Raw genomic sequence first — 14,869 nt, 5'->3', positions numbered from 1 at the left:
TTTAAAAATGAATTATTCAACGACAGACCTCCAAAACCTAAAAGAGTTTTATCAGAATCAATTATTAAATGACACGGTTCCTTTTTGGTTCCCACGGTCTATTGATACCCAATTTGGTGGTTATCTTCTAATGCGGGATCACGATGGAAGTCTATTGGATGACGATAAAGCAGTATGGATTCAAGGCCGCGCTTCTTGGCTTTTATCCACGCTTTATAATACTGTAGAACCTAAACAAGAGTGGTTAGATGGAGCCAAATCAGGAATTGATTTTTTAAATAATCATTGTTTCGACACAGATGGACAAATGTTCTTTCACGTTACTCGTGATGGACAGCCAATCCGTAAACGTCGCTATTACTTTTCAGAAACATTTGCGGTAATTGCCATGGCAGCCTATGCAAAAGCAAGTGGAGACGAAGCTGCCGCTGAAAAAGCCCGCTATTTATTCGGTAAATGTATTGAATATTCTAGTACACCAGGTTTGTTACCAGCCAAATTTACTTCTACCCGTCCCTCAAAAGGAATTGGTACTCCTATGATTATGATTAACACAGCCCAACAGTTAAGGGAAACTATTGGGGATTCGCGTTGTGACGAATGGATTGAAAAATGGATCAACGAGATTGAACGTGACTTTGTAAAAGACGACATTAAATGTGTCATGGAACAAGTGGCTCCTGATGGTTCTATCATTGACCACATAGACGGAAGAACCTTGAATCCCGGACATGCTATAGAAGGTGCTTGGTTTATTTTGCATGAAGCAAAATACAGAAACAATGATCCCCGTTTGATTACATTAGGCTGTAAAATGCTGGATTATATGTGGGAACGAGGTTGGGATAAAGAACATGGTGGCATTTTATATTTCCGTGATGTATATGACAAACCGGTACAAGAATACTGGCAAGACATGAAGTTCTGGTGGCCGCACAACGAAGTTATTATTGCAACGCTATTAGCTTACACGATGACCGGCGACGAAAAATATGCAAAATGGCACAAAATGGTACACGACTATGCCTACAGCAAATTTCATGATAAAGTAAACGGTGAATGGTTTGGCTATTTGCATAAAGACGGAACAATTGCACAAACTGCCAAAGGAAACATGTTCAAAGGTCCTTTTCATATGCCGAGACAAGAATGGTATTGCCTACAGCTTTTGAATGAACATTTAAATAAATAATCTAAAACTTGGTTTCTAACTTTTCGGTATATTGAAACATCATGTGCCAAAAAACATTTTAAGATTATTTTGATCTAATAACCAAAAAACGCACAATAACATTAAACAATTTTTATTATGAAAAAAATTTTCACCTCGTTAATAGTACTTACTGTAATGAGTCTTTCAGCTCAAAATAAAACCCATGAAATAGCCGGAGGAGTAATCTCACATCAGGACATCTTTAATACTTCAATGGTTCAAGGAGTGAACTGCTTCCGAATTCCAGCAATTGTTACAGCTCCAAATGGTGATCTTATTGCTGCCATTGATGAGCGTGTTCCTAATTGCGGTGATTTAAACCGAAGCGGTGATATTAATATTGTTGTGAGACGAAGTGCCGACAATGGTAAGACTTGGTCTGGAATTGAAACAGTTGTTAATTTTCCATTGGGACTATCAGCTTCAGATCCTTCTATGATTGTAGATAGAGATACCAAAGAAATTATCCTTTTTTATAACTACATGGACTTTGAAAAAGAAAGAGACATTTATTATTTACACGTAGTAAAAAGTAAGGACAACGGAAAAACTTGGAGTAAACCAGAAGATATTACAAGCCAAATTGCCAAACCAGAATGGCATAAAGATTTTAAATTTATCACCTCAGGTCGTGGGATTCAAACAAGAGACGGAAAATTACTGCATACTTTGGTTAATCTAAGCAAAGGTCTATTCATTTTCGGAAGTGATGACCATGGTAAAACTTGGTACTTTATTGACACTCCAATAAAGCCAGCTGATGAATCAAAAATTATTGAATTGGCCGATGGAAGTTGGATGGTTAATTCAAGAGTGAACGGTGGAAAAATGCGTTATGTACATACTTCATCAGATAAAGGAAAATCATGGACAACTAAGCCAGAGCCTGCGCTGATAGATCCTAGTTGTAATGGTAGTATTATTAGATACACTGCAAAAGCAGACGGTTATGATAAAAACAGAATACTTTTTTCGAATGCCAAAATGGAAAAAGGACGTATGAATTTGAACGTTCGTATCAGTTATGACGAGGGGAAAACTTGGTCAGAAGGGAAAACTATTTATCCAGGAAGTTCCGCATATTCATCGCTTACTGTATTAAAAAATGGCGATATAGCTGTATTTTTTGAAAAAGATGAGCATACTAAAAATGAGTTTGTAAGCTTTTCTTTGAAATGGTTAACAGACGGAAAGGATAAGTTCAAAAAAGCATCCAAAAAAAGAAAATCCATAAAAAAATAACGTTAATTGATCCTCCATAAATTCTAAATTTATGGAGGATTTTATTTAAAATTAATTCAAAAAACTAAAGAAAATGAAACAAACTCTTTTTAATGCTACTGTGCATACTGGAGATGAAATCATTGATAACGGAGTTATTATTATAGAAAACGGAAAAATACTTTCGGTTCAGAAAGAAATACCAAATGATATTGCTAAAATTGATCTCAAAGGCAAACACATTTCCGCAGGTTTTATCGACATCCAAATCAACGGGGGAGAAAAACATTATTTTAGTCAGTTTCCTACTGAAGAAAGCATTCAAGACATTCATGATTCTAGCTTAAAATACGGAACCACCCATAGCCTGCCCTGTCTAATTTCGTCTTCTAAAGAAACCATTCTTCAGGGAATTGAAGCGGTTCAAAATTACAAATCAAAATACAATAATGGAGTTCTAGGAATGCATTTAGAAGGTCCATTTCTAAATCCTTCAAAACGAGGTGCCCACAGTATCAATCAGGTTAGAAAGCCCACAAATTCAGAGCTAGAAGAAATCATCCGCTACGGAAAAGAGGTCATAAAAGTAATTACTATTGCCCCAGAATGTTTTACCAATGAGCAACTGGACATGCTATTAGAAAGTGGTATTGTGATCTCGGCGGGACATTCAACGATGACCTATAAAGAAGCTCAATATTATTTTTCAAAAGGGATCCACCTGGTTACTCATTTATTTAACGCTATGACGCAGTTTGGCCATCGCGAACCGGGATTGGTTGGAGCCACTTTCGAAAACGAAGCAGTCTATGCACCCATTATTTTAGACGGTGCTCATTGCGATTATGCCGCAGCACGATTGGCATACAAATTAAAGAAAGATAAATTTTTCTTGATTAGTGATGCTGCCTTTTTAGGACGAAAAGTTAAAAGTTTCAAATGGGAAAACTTTGATGCGCATCTCGATAACGGTTTTTACAGAAACGAAGAAGGCAATCTAGCCGGCGCGAGTATTTCTATGCAAGAAGCCGTACAAAATGCCTATAATCATTTAAATGTATCGGCAGATGAAGCCATCAAAATGGCTACAACACGGGTTGCAAGTGCTATCAATATGGAGAATAAAATTGGAAAAATCAAAGCCGGATTTCCAGCGAGTTTTGTTCAGTTCAACGATGATTTATCAGTAATAGAAACCTTGAATTTCAATTAACTTTTAGCAAAAAAACACCATTCAAATTTAAACTTGAATGGTGTTTTTTTAAAAGAAGAAAAAGCTATTTCTTCCCAACAAAACTCTAGTCAAATTTTATCTTTTGGAATTCATGTTGAATTGACCTATTTCGGTACCGTCATCTTTGAACATTTTTAGAATTAATTTTTTAGAATTAGCTTCAATTCGAGTCAATGTTCTTGTTCCTTTGCTAGGCCCTCCGCCTATGGCAAAATGATACGAATGCTCCAGATTAGGCTCATACAATCCATATTCATGGGTGTGACCTGCGATAAATAAATCAATCTTGTACTTTTCGAATAAGGATCCAAAAACTCTTCGACATTCTAGCGTACCATGCGCATCATCTGAATGAAAATGTGGAATGTGCATCATCACCACTCTAAAAGCTGCTTTTTTAAACGCTTTGGTTTTCATTTGTTCTTCTAGCCATACCGCTTGCTCTTCCCTATATTTGTCAAAATCGATGGCTCCGCCATAAACAGGGTGCGAATCCTTTTTATCTTCGCCAGTATCTAAAACCATTGTAAATACAGGTCCCATCTTGAATGAATAGTATTCTTTATTATCGTAATTATAGTAATAATCACATAAATTTCTCGAGAATTTTCCTCTGGTTTCATGATTACCTCGAACAAGCATAAATGGTTTTGTTGTCGAAAATAAGCTGCAAGGATTTAACAAATGTTTAACAATTTGATTTTCATCAGTTTGATAATCAAACATGTCACCATTTAGAAAAACAAAATCATAAGATTTGCCGTTATTGAGTTGCATCAAATCTCTAAATGATTCCGGACGATCATGAATATCATTCATTACCAACCAATTGACTTGTTCCGCCTCTGGATTCAAGGTGGCAAAAGAATAAATTTCACTACTAATAATTTCTCCAAAAGTCATTTTATAGGGTTGGAAATCTAAGATTTGTTTCGAAAAGACCCTGTAAAAATATTGGGTATTTGGTTTTAACCCATTTATGGAAACACAATTAATTTTAGAATGGGTATTCAACATTCCATTAGTAGTTTGTTGTGCTTTTGTACCCAATTTTTCCGTTTCGCCAAATTCGACCCAATTCAGACATTTTAAATTGGTAAGCCACATTATGGTCATCCCATTTGCTGATGGCGCTTGTAAATAGGGTTTAGTCAAAAACGAATGGGAATCATCTACTGGAAGAACATCCGAATTTCTTTCTTCTGCAAAAGCAGATATAGGCAACGCGCTTGCCACCACGGCTCCTGTTACACTCGCAATGGATTTTGTTAAAAAGGAACGGCGTGTATTTTTATTAAGTTTCATAATTTTAATATGGTATTTATTGCATGCTTGATTTTAAACCAAAACAGCTTTTTTCGAACAAATTATGACGAATTTACATATTATATTTTTTTGAACAAAGAAAAACACATCAAACGTGCTCGAACACATGTTACCTGCCTCTTTAAAAGTTCCTTCATTTAAACCAAACTTATTTTTAAGAATTTAGATTCTCCTTTCTTTACAACCCCATCATCAGATTTTCCATGGAGTCCCGAACTAAAAACTAAAAAAATAACTAAAACAATAACTAATAGCCAAACCTTGGTAAACTGCAGATACAATACAGTTCACAATATAATATCGCAAAAAAAAAGAGGCCGCCCTTTTTCTCGGACAACCTCTTTTTTTGAACTAATTATTACTTATTTCCAAAAAGCAGCATACACCACCACTAGAATTAACATTATTGCAAATGCACAAATATTAAAAAGAGGACTTGTTTTAAACAACTCTTTAGTCAATGGAATTCCTTTGCTGTCATCGACTCCTTTATTTTGAAACAAACTGATAATAACAATCAATACCATCGTCAAAAGTGCTGTATATCCCATTTGATCCATCCATGGCAATGTTGGGAAAAGAGATTCAAAACCAGTCCCGGTAGCCCAAGATTTTGGTCCTACTTTGAAGAACATGGCAATTGGAATAGAAAGTAATGCACCCCAAATAGCGGCTTTGTTTGTTGTTTTTTTCCAAAACAATCCCAAAATAAATACTGCCAAAATTCCAGGACTTACAACTCCTGTATACTCTTGTATGAATTGAAATGCCTGATCTATTCCACCCAAAAGTGGTGCCATAATCACTGCAATCAACAAAGCCATAGCAGCAGAAAGACGGCCTACGTTTACAGTGGTTCTATCATTGGCATTCTTATTTATATATTGTTTGTAAATATCCATTGTAAAAATGGTCGAAGTCGAGTTCAACATCGAAGCCAATGAAGATACAATCGCTGCAGCCAGAGCCGCAAAAGCTAATCCTTTCATTCCAGCAGGCAAGAAATGCAATAACCATGGATACGCTCTATCAGCTGTACCAACACCCGGTAAATTTTCTAGACCAGCTGCTCCTAATCGAGCCATAATTGTAGGATCATTTACAATGACATAAGCAGCAATTCCAGGAATCACAACAATCAATGGAATAATCAATTTTAAGAAACCAGCTAATAATATTCCTTTTTGAGCTTCACGCAAAGATTTTGCTGCCAAAGTTCTTTGGATAATATACTGGTTGAAACCCCAATAATAGATATTTGCAACCCATAATCCACCAACTAAAACCCCAATTCCAGGAAGGTTCATGTACTCCGGATTCGACTTGTCCAAAATCATAACAAAACGTTCCGGTGCCGCCTCATAGATTGTTTTCAGCCCTTGTATCATTCCAGCACCATTAGAGACTGTATTTAAGGCTAAATAAGTCGTTACTAATCCTCCTAAAACTAAGAATATAACTTGGATTACATCCGTCCAAGCAACGGCAGATAATCCTCCGTATAAAGAATAAGCAGCCGAAAAAAGAGCCAATCCAATAATAGCATACATCATATCGACTCCCAATATGGTTTCAATAGCCAATCCTCCCAAATATAAAACCGTGGTCAGGTTCACAAAAACATATAACGCAATCCAAAAAACGGCTAAAATTGTTTTAAGATTGGTAGAAAATCGCTTTTCAACAAATTCAGGAATGGTATAAATCCCTTTTTCAATAAAAATAGGCAAAAAGTATTTTCCAACAATAATCAACGTAAAAGCCGCCATCCACTCATAGGAAGCAATCGCTAATCCCAACGCAAAGCCGGAACCTGACATTCCTATAAACTGCTCAGCCGAAATATTTGCAGCAATCAATGAGGAACCAATTGCCCACCAAGGCAACGATTTACTGGCCAAAAAATAATCTTCAGCATTTTTTTGATGACCGTCTTTTTCACGGGATACCCATAGCCCTACACCCAAAATCAGCACCGCATATGCTGCAAAAACCAAGTAATCAATAAATCCAAAATGTGTTTCCATATGCTTTTTCGCTTATAATGTTTATTTACTATATTATTTAAAAAATTAAAGTTGCACCACTAAAATAGGATATTTCTATTGTGATACTCTAATTATCTTGAATTAAAATTCAGTTTCCCCTCACTTTTTGCTCCCACTTCCAGGCACTTGCAATCGATTCTTCCAAAGTAGATTTGGCTTTCCATCCTAAAATCTTGTTAGCTTTTTCAGTATTGGCATAGGCTTCGGTAATATCACCTTCTCTTCGAGGAACAATTTTATAGGCTAATTTTTTACCGCTTACTTTTTCAAAAGCGTGAATTACTTCTAAAACAGAACTTCCTTTACCCGTACCCAGATTAAAAGTCTCCACTTTATTCTCATTCCTTTTATTTACTAATCGTTGTAAAGCAATAACGTGTGCTTTAGCCAAATCGACCACATGAATATAATCACGAATCGCAGTTCCATCAGGTGTCGGATAATCGTCTCCATAAACTGATAATTCTTTACGCAAACCGAAACCTGTTTGGGTAATAAAAGGCACCAAATTTTGTGGAACACCAATTGGTAATTCCCCAATTTCGGCTGAAGGATGCGAACCAATTGGATTAAAATAGCGCAATAAAATAGCGTTAATACTACTCACTTTTGCCACATCGGTGATAATTTCCTCACCAATTTGTTTGGTGTTTCCATAAGGAGACATTGCAGTCTGAATAGAAGCATTCTCTGTAATAGGCATGGTTTCGGCTTGACCGTACACCGTACAAGAAGAACTAAAAATAAAATTAGCATCCTCTTTTTTCTCTAATTCTTGAAGCAAATACACTAAAGCGCTGATGTTGTTTTCATAGTACAACAACGGATTTTCAACACTTTCACCCACTGCTTTCGAAGCGGCAAAATGGATAACGCCTTTAATATCTTGGTATTTTGCAAAAAAATCTTGAACTGCTGATTTCTCTCTCAAATCTAATTTTTCTAAAATAGGTAGTTTACCGGTTATAGCTACAATACCTTGCAAAACATCTTCCGAAGAGTTAGAAAGGTTATCGATAATAACCACTTCAAATCCTTCGTTTTGCAGTTCGACAACCGTATGTGAGCCAATGAAGCCTAAACCTCCTGTAACTAATATTCTCATAGTTTATTTTTTAATTAATTATAGAAACCGTCCCGTTATTATCTTTAGAAAAAACGAGACGGTCTACATTACTATTCTTTTATTTTTTATCCTTGTAGTGAATCCCGGATTGCGACCTTAGAATTTCGGCACTTTTTTCGGGAGTAATATCTCTTTGTGATTCGCCCATCATTTCATAACCAACCATGAACTTTTTGACAGTTGCTGATCGCAATAATGGCGGATAAAAATGCATGTGAAATTGCCATTCCGGATGCGATTTCCCGTCAGTTGGCGCCTGATGAATTCCAGACGAATAAGGGAATGAAGTTTCAAAAAGATTATCATATCGTATCGTCAATTCTTTCAAAATTGTCGCAAAAGCGGTAACTTCTTCCGGAGTAAAATCAGTTATTTTTTCTATATGACGTTTACTGATTATCATGGTTTCATAAGGCCAAATTGCCCAAAAAGGAACCAAAGCTACAAAATGCTCATTCTCGATTACAATGCGTTCCTTTGCCTTTAATTCTTGCTGTAAATAATCTAATAAAAGATTTGTATTGTGCTTATCAAAGTAGGTTTTTAGATTATTCTGGGTTTTCTCCACTTCGGTTGGCAATGAGGATTGCGCCCAAATCTGCCCATGCGGATGCGGATTGCTGCACCCCATAACACTGCCTTTATTTTCAAAAATCTGAACGTGATTGATGTAATCAATTTTGCCCAAATCAGTATATTCTCTTTGCCAGGTTGCAATCACATCCTCGATAGAGGCAACCTCCATTTGCGGTAAAGTCAGATTGTGCTTTGGCGAAAAACAAACCACTCTGGAAATACCTCTTTCAGGCTGAGCCTTAAAAAAAGTTTCCTCTTTACGATCCTCAAAAGCAATTTCTTCCTGCTTTAAAGCGGCAAAATCATTCTCAAAAACAAAACTGTTTTCATAAGCCGGATTTAATTCTCCATTGACACGCACATTTCCCGGACACAAATAACAAGTGGAATCGTATTCCGGTAAAGAATCAGACGGCAATACCTCATTTTGCCCTTGCCAAGGACGTTTGGATCGGTGTGGAGAAACTAAAACCCATTCGTTAATTAATGGATTATAGCGTCTATGTGGGTCTTCGTTAATATCAAATTTTCTCATTTTAATTCTGGGTATAAAGTGATGTTCCATTTCCTATTTTGACATCATAAATTTTCAATTCTATGCCAAAAGCATCCAAATACTGTTGAGTCAATTTATCTTTAATTTCTTCTTCATATCCTTTTTGGATTAAATTGATGGTACAACCGCCAAAACCGCCTCCCATTAATCGGGAACCTACCACTGATTTTTCTGTTTTTAAGGTATTGACCAAAAAGTCCAATTCGGCACAACTCACCTCATATTCTGAAGATAAACCTTCGTGCGTTTCAAACATTAATTGTCCAAGACCTTTAATGTCGCCCTTGTCCAAAGCCACGCAAGCTTTGATTACTCTGTTTATTTCTTTTACAACAAAATGACTTCTTTTAAAAACGTCATCGCTCATCTTATCTCTTAAACTCAAAACTTGGCTTTCGGTACAATCTCTATAACTGTTCACTTGGGGGAAATGGTTTTTTATGATTGCCAATCCTTCCTCGCATTCTTCTCTTCTTCTATTATAAGCCGATGTAAACAAAGAATGCTTTACATTGCTATCAAATAAAATCAGTGAATAATCACTAAAATCAGCCTTATGGTATTCGAATTCTAATGTTCTGCAATCAATTTTTATGACCTTATTTTCAAGCCCCATAACACTGGAGAACTGATCCATAATACCACAATTAATACCTACCCAATGCTCTGCTTTTTGCCCCATAAGAGCAATATCGATTGGTTTAATATTTAAATTGAAAAGTTCGTTTATTCCAAATAAAAAACCGCATTCTAATGCTGCTGAAGACGATAAGCCGGAACCAACAGGGATATTACTGCTAAAAACACAGTCGAAACCTTCGAACACAAAACCGTTAATTTTTAATTGATTGATAACAGCACGAAGATAATTAGTCCATACTTTTTCATTTAATTGCGGAGTCTCCGTCAAATTAATTTCAAATTCATCATCAAGGTCTATAGCAATTATCTTAGTGGTATTTGTACCGTTTTTCTTGAAAGCGAAACATATAATTTTATCAATAGCCGCTGGTAAAACATAGCCATCATTATAATCAATGTGCTCGCCTATAATATTTATTCTTCCCGGAGAAAGTACAACCGTTTCAGGTGTTGCGCCAAATGCATTTTGAAAATAGGCCGTCGTTTTATGTATTAAAACATCATTCATTATCTTGAATTTTCTAATTTTTTTTATTTTGTAAATGGTATAAGAAGAAATTTAGTTTTAGACCAAATCAAACTTATATCTGGTATTTTGATAGTAATTTTCCCCTTTCCTTAAAACTGCACTAGGAAAATGATTCTGGTTAGGAGCATCCGGAAAATTTTGTGTTTCAAAGCATATTCCACTTAAAGGATGATAAACAACTCCATCTTTCCCTTTTATATCTTGACAGCTTCCTCCTACATAAATATGAACAGCAGGCTGATTTGTATAGACCGTCATTTTTAAATCATTGGCTTCATTAAAAAGTGACGCTGCAAATTCATTCTTATTGTCTAACACAAAGGTATCATCTATATTGGTAGGACATTTTTTAGCTGTTTTATAATCGAATGCGCTATTTGCCAACTCTAAAAATTTTCCAGTTGGAATATTTTCATTCGTTTTTTCTAATACTTTAGATGCATTTACAATTAAATCCTGATTCAAAACAGTCGATTGATGACCGTCGAGATTAAAATAACTGTGATGCGTCAGGTTGACAACTGTATCTTTAGTAGTGGTAGCTTTATATTCAATACTTAATTCGTTGTCCTCGGATAAAGTATAAGTCAAGCTTACAGATAATTCCCCCGGATAATTTTCCTCTTTATCAGGACTAACATAAGATAGGCTTACCGATGGATTTTTACCTTGAGTTATCTTTTCTAGCTTCCATATTTTTTGGCTAAAATTATTAATTCCGCCATGCAATGAATGCCCATTATTGTTTTTGCTTAAATAAAAAGACTCCCCATTTAAATCAAACTCTCCTTTATTTATACGACCAGCAAATCTTCCCACAGTTGCTCCAAAATAAGGTGCTCCCGCTAGTTCAAATGAATCTAAATAAGATGCCAAAGTATCAAAACCCAAAACCACATCTACTAATTCACCTTCTTTATTAGGAACTTTTAAAGATATTATGGCTGCACCATAATTGATTCCCTTTACTCTCATTCCTTTTTCGTTAATCAATTCAAAAGAATTAACAACTTGCCCATCAGACAAAAGACCAAATAATTCCATTATATAATTAACTTTAAAATATGATATTAGCTTAAATTCTTCGCTTTATTTATTAAAATCTGAAAACCAAAAGTAAAACAAAGTGTTAAAAACATGTACCAGTACCTACCAGTTTTTTTTTAAAGCATATTTGTTCCAAGGAAAAAAAACAAAATATTAAGTTTTTTAAATACATTATAAAAAACTTTATTTGATTATTAGAAATTACAAATACATAAAAAAACAACCGTAAAAAAACACCCAAGCTATTTATACTTAACCGATAAGGATTTCACTTTTGAACCAAAAAAAATTCCAATTAAACTAATTAATCTAATTTTTTTAAAAAAAAAGTAATAATATTCCATAAAAAAACACCCTTATGAATTGAATTAGAATTCACAAAGGTGTTTTTCAATTGTTGTTTAAGAAGGAAAAACTCTATAGAAGTTATTTATTTTCTTAATACCAGTTTACTATTGAGCAAATTCAAGTCTTTTTAACTTGTTCCACCCTCCACGAGTAAAATCAGGGATTTCAACTGGGGCAGAATTATTATCAAGAGAAATTTCAGTCAATGGTGCAAGACAAGACCATTCTGCTAAATCATAAACATCCATATCTAATGGAAGACCTTTTTGAAGACAGTAGATCAAACGGTAATCCATAATGAAATCCATACCTCCGTGACCACCTACTTTTTTAGCTTGTTCTTCTATATCTTTAACGATAGGATGCTTGTATTTTTCCATCAAAGCTTTTTTCACTTCAGCAGGAACAAAACTATGAGCATTTAAATTTTCATGGTTTGGAGCCACTTCAGTTCCGATTGTTTTTGAATCTAATGCATATCCTTCTTGCGGGTATTTATTAGCAAAACCTTTAGTTCCGCTTAATTGATACATACGGCTGTATGGACGAGGAGAAGTTACATCGTGTTGAATTTGGATCGTTTTTCCTTTTTCGGTACGAATCATAGTCATTGTGTGATCTCCATTTCTGAAGTCTTTCACATCTTCACCTGTTTTTTCTTTGATGTAAGCGGGATTTCCAACTGCTTTAGTATCCATAGAAACTAAATAGTTCATTTTATCTCCACGGTGAATGTTTAATGCTTGTGCAGCTGGTCCCATCCCGTGCGTAGCGTATATATCCCCACGGTGTTTCTTGTTGTAATCCATTCTCCAGTTATCCCAGTAAGCTCCCCAGAAAGGTTGTAAACCGTGAATATAAGCCCCTTCAGCATGTAGGATTTCTCCAAACAAACCTTGTTGAGCCATGTTCAAAGTAGTCAATTCAAAGAAATCGTATACACAGTTTTCTAACATCATACAGTGCTTACGAGTTTTTTCGGAAGTGTTGATAAGATCCCAGATTTCCTTCATTGTCATAGCTCCAGGAACTTCGATTGCTACGTTTTTACCGTCTTTCATTGCTTGAACTCCCATTTCTGCATGGTGTTTCCAGTCTGTTGCAATGTAAACAAGATCAACATTAGGCAAAGCAGTTACTTTACGCCACCCCTCTTCTCCAGAAAATTCTAATGCTTTTGGAAGACCTGCTTTAACTAAAATCTCATTTGCTTTTTGCGTTCTGTTCTCTAGCAAGTCGCAAAGAGCAACAATTTCAACACCAGGAATGTGTGTCATACGCTCAACGGCACCTGGTCCACGCATTCCCAAACCTATAAAAGCCACTCTTACAGTTGGAATAGGATCAACTGTTAAACGCAACACATCGGTTTGACCCTTTGGGCGCTTAGGCGTAGGGGTTTTAATCATTTGGGCAGAGGCATTAGCCCAACCCACTAATAGACAAGCTATCAGGAAAAATTTAGAAATACTACTTTTCATAATTTTGATTTAATTTATTTAGTTTTAATAATAGGAATGATACTTATGATGGTATCATTTTTATGTTTTCTACCTTTACTTTCAAAAATATAAATCTTTTCTAAGGCAGACTGTTAAAATCTATATTTGGGCTTTTATTTGTAAGGGGTCTGCTGAATGTAGTTCCTGGAACAGAAAATTCATTGTAAAAACCTCCATTTTTAAGATAAAAACCATCTGGGTTTAAACCACCTGAATAATCCATTCTATACCCCTGTTTAGCGGTGTTGTCTACAGAAAATTTTGCGCTATTTAATTCATTCCAATTTCCTTTGTCATCACAAAACCATTGATTATTGAATACGACCATTCGAGAAAAATCTCCTTGAGCGGGAATAAAATTCTCTAAAAAAGAATGAAAACGTTTCAAGTAAGTATTAGTCTGAGGTCTATTAAAACTAGCAATTAATTGCCATTGCCCCGTCTCTGGAGCAAAAAAATAGGCGGTATAGTTTGTTGAATTATTGCCTTGAGGTGTACCTCTAAGCAAGAATTTGTAAGTTGTACCGGCTATCCAATTGTATTTCAAATAACTTTGTCCACCTGAACCTTCGTTGCCAAATTCACCTGTGGTTACATTATTCCCTTTTTTTAACAATTTAATTTTGTGCGATTCCGGAATACTATTAGGATCATCTGTCGTGAAAGGACTCCAGACAGAAAACAAAACTCTTCTCTCTTTATCGGAATTTACTTGAATACCAAAATAGCCTTCACCAAAACCATTGGCCATAAAATAAGAACCTATTTTATCCTCGCCTACAGGAATGGTCATTTCATTATAATACCATTCAGCATTTACATTTTCAGGAGCTTGATAATTTAAATGTACCGATGGCCCACGTCTTCCCCAATGATAAAAATCACCTTCATTATTAGGAACATAAGCTATTTTGCCGTCATAATCAGTACTGCTGATAGTCAAACGGCTAATGGCAGGAAAGTTTGTTCCCGATTTATTTAAACCTTTAATTACAATTGCAACATAACCTTCTTTGGTAATTTTCCAATTTCCCACTACAATGGCTTTCTTTTGGGCAGAAGCATTTAGTTTTACCCTCTTTGATTCCTTATTGATAGAAAACTCCAATTCTGATTTACCCGAAATTACAACTGATTCCTCTATAGTAACCTGGAAAGTCCCTGGATTAGAAACCCTAAAATAAGCTGTAAAATACTCTTTCGAATCAGTCCAGTTTTCTATTCCATTATCAGTAATCGTCCTGCTATCTAAATGCATAGAACTGTACGCATTACCGGCTAATGGCAATGAAATTTGAACTTTTGGATTTTTTTTGCTAATTGTTTTTTCTGAACTGTCATTGTTATTAGCCCTAGAAATTGTCACTGATAAAAAAGCAAAAAATAAATAAACTACTTTTTTCATTTTTTTTGGTTAAATAGTTAATGGCGATACGAAAACTGGGGTAGATTATTACTTTTTAAAACTCAAATACTATTGATTTCACACCTGTTTTGTTAT

The 14,869-nt window shown here is 35.3% G+C and carries 11 protein-coding genes; 3 read left to right on the top strand and 8 right to left on the bottom strand.

The genetic code is table 11. From position 1 onward, the window contains the following. Positions 1 to 7: 7 nt before the first annotated feature. The 3 genes from LNP19_RS09510 to nagA all read left to right on the top strand — a co-directional run bounded on the left by LNP19_RS09510 (position 8) and on the right by nagA (position 3,647). Positions 8 to 1,192: an AGE family epimerase/isomerase gene (locus tag LNP19_RS09510; protein ID WP_230061700.1), complete on the top strand. Its 1,185-nt coding sequence runs from the start codon at positions 8 to 10 to the stop codon at positions 1,190 to 1,192. Between the two features lie 117 nt (positions 1,193 to 1,309). Next, positions 1,310 to 2,455: a sialidase family protein gene (locus LNP19_RS09505; protein ID WP_230061699.1), complete on the top strand. Its 1,146-nt coding sequence runs from the start codon at positions 1,310 to 1,312 to the stop codon at positions 2,453 to 2,455. Between the two features lie 73 nt (positions 2,456 to 2,528). Further along, positions 2,529 to 3,647, top strand: coding sequence for an N-acetylglucosamine-6-phosphate deacetylase (gene nagA, locus LNP19_RS09500; RefSeq protein WP_230061698.1), 1,119 nt, complete (start codon positions 2,529 to 2,531; stop codon positions 3,645 to 3,647). A gap of 96 nt (positions 3,648 to 3,743) precedes the next feature. Here the strand turns inward: nagA and LNP19_RS09495 are convergent, their stop codons facing one another. The 8 genes from LNP19_RS09495 to LNP19_RS09460 all read right to left on the bottom strand — a co-directional run bounded on the left by LNP19_RS09495 (position 3,744) and on the right by LNP19_RS09460 (position 14,773). Then, on the bottom strand, positions 3,744 to 4,973 hold the full coding sequence (locus LNP19_RS09495) for a purple acid phosphatase family protein (protein ID WP_230061697.1): 1,230 nt from the start codon (positions 4,971 to 4,973) through the stop codon (positions 3,744 to 3,746). Between the two features lie 383 nt (positions 4,974 to 5,356). Then, the gene (locus LNP19_RS09490) at positions 5,357 to 7,021 is read right to left on the bottom strand and encodes a sodium/sugar symporter (RefSeq protein ID WP_230061696.1); all 1,665 of its coding nucleotides are present in this window, start codon (positions 7,019 to 7,021) and stop codon (positions 5,357 to 5,359) included. Positions 7,022 to 7,130: 109 nt separating this feature from the next. After that, positions 7,131 to 8,147, bottom strand: a complete 1,017-nt coding sequence (galE, locus tag LNP19_RS09485) for a UDP-glucose 4-epimerase GalE (RefSeq protein WP_230061695.1) — start codon at positions 8,145 to 8,147, stop codon at positions 7,131 to 7,133. A gap of 79 nt (positions 8,148 to 8,226) precedes the next feature. After that, the gene (locus tag LNP19_RS09480; protein WP_230061694.1) at positions 8,227 to 9,279 is read right to left on the bottom strand and encodes a UDP-glucose--hexose-1-phosphate uridylyltransferase; all 1,053 of its coding nucleotides are present in this window, start codon (positions 9,277 to 9,279) and stop codon (positions 8,227 to 8,229) included. Between the two features lies 1 nt (position 9,280). Then, entirely contained in the window at positions 9,281 to 10,450 is a 1,170-nt protein-coding gene (galK, locus tag LNP19_RS09475; RefSeq protein ID WP_230061693.1) for a galactokinase, read from the bottom strand. 57 nt (positions 10,451 to 10,507) lie between these two features. Next, positions 10,508 to 11,515: an aldose epimerase family protein gene (locus LNP19_RS09470; protein ID WP_230061692.1), complete on the bottom strand. Its 1,008-nt coding sequence runs from the start codon at positions 11,513 to 11,515 to the stop codon at positions 10,508 to 10,510. A gap of 455 nt (positions 11,516 to 11,970) precedes the next feature. Further along, positions 11,971 to 13,347, bottom strand: coding sequence for a Gfo/Idh/MocA family protein (locus LNP19_RS09465; RefSeq protein WP_230061691.1), 1,377 nt, complete (start codon positions 13,345 to 13,347; stop codon positions 11,971 to 11,973). A gap of 100 nt (positions 13,348 to 13,447) precedes the next feature. Next, positions 13,448 to 14,773, bottom strand: coding sequence for a DUF3472 domain-containing protein (locus LNP19_RS09460; RefSeq protein ID WP_230061690.1), 1,326 nt, complete (start codon positions 14,771 to 14,773; stop codon positions 13,448 to 13,450). Positions 14,774 to 14,869 lie beyond the last annotated feature (96 nt).

Source organism: Flavobacterium acetivorans (genome assembly GCF_020911885.1).
In the GTDB taxonomy this organism is placed as follows: domain Bacteria; phylum Bacteroidota; class Bacteroidia; order Flavobacteriales; family Flavobacteriaceae; genus Flavobacterium; species Flavobacterium acetivorans.
This window is presented reverse-complemented; position numbering and strand designations above follow the sequence as displayed.